Below are 687 nucleotides of genomic sequence, written 5' to 3'. Positions count from 1 at the left end.
GGGCTCTAGAGGGAATATGAGTATATTAAAAAAATTATCATCAGTATTTTTTGGGGAAAAGGCTAATATTACGCCTTCTTATACAGAAGAACAGCTTCAGCAATTTAAGATAGCAAGAGAGCTGCGCTTTAATACATGTATCGCAATTGATGCTTGTAATGAAAAAATGAATCTACATTTATTAGAGCAATTCTTACTGGAAGAGTTAGCAGGTCGAAAGTTAACAATTGATAGTTTGTTAGATGTAATTGAAAGTGAATATTTTGATCCTAAAGCTCTTCAATGGGAAGTTGTAAAAAAAGAGGCTGATTTTTATAAACAACATTGTAATAAAAATATGACTGATGAATTATCTATATTTTTACAAGCCTGTGCTCTTACTGCAAAAACAAATTACGATGCTTTTAATTGTGAGCATAGCCGGCTTTTTTCTGTTCTTAATGAAAACAACATGAATTATGTTAATTATCAAGTATCACCTCAAGATCTGTTAAAGTATGCAGAAACAAAGTTACTGCCATTTGAGGCTAATAAAAATAGCTATACAGGTGCTGCTTTAAAATAAAGTTTGTACTTCGCTTTTAAAGCGCCCTAACAATCGCATCAACACGATTTGCTACATTCGGCGTTGTCAGTTTGCCTTTAGTTTCAGTGATTAAGGCGTTAAAATTCAGCTAGGTCTGTATG

The 687-nt window shown here is 32.8% G+C and carries 1 protein-coding gene; it reads left to right on the top strand.

The window, feature by feature from the left end:
- A partial coding sequence (locus tag BTO23_RS15275; RefSeq protein WP_211295932.1) for a hypothetical protein occupies positions 1 to 565 on the top strand: 565 nt, incomplete at its 5' end.
- Positions 566 to 687 lie beyond the last annotated feature (122 nt).

Origin of the sequence: Aliivibrio sifiae, from assembly GCF_002954715.1 — a bacterium.
Lineage (GTDB): Bacteria > Pseudomonadota > Gammaproteobacteria > Enterobacterales > Vibrionaceae > Aliivibrio > Aliivibrio sifiae.
Note: the sequence above shows the minus strand (reverse complement) of the source record. Positions and strands in the feature narration are given on the sequence as shown.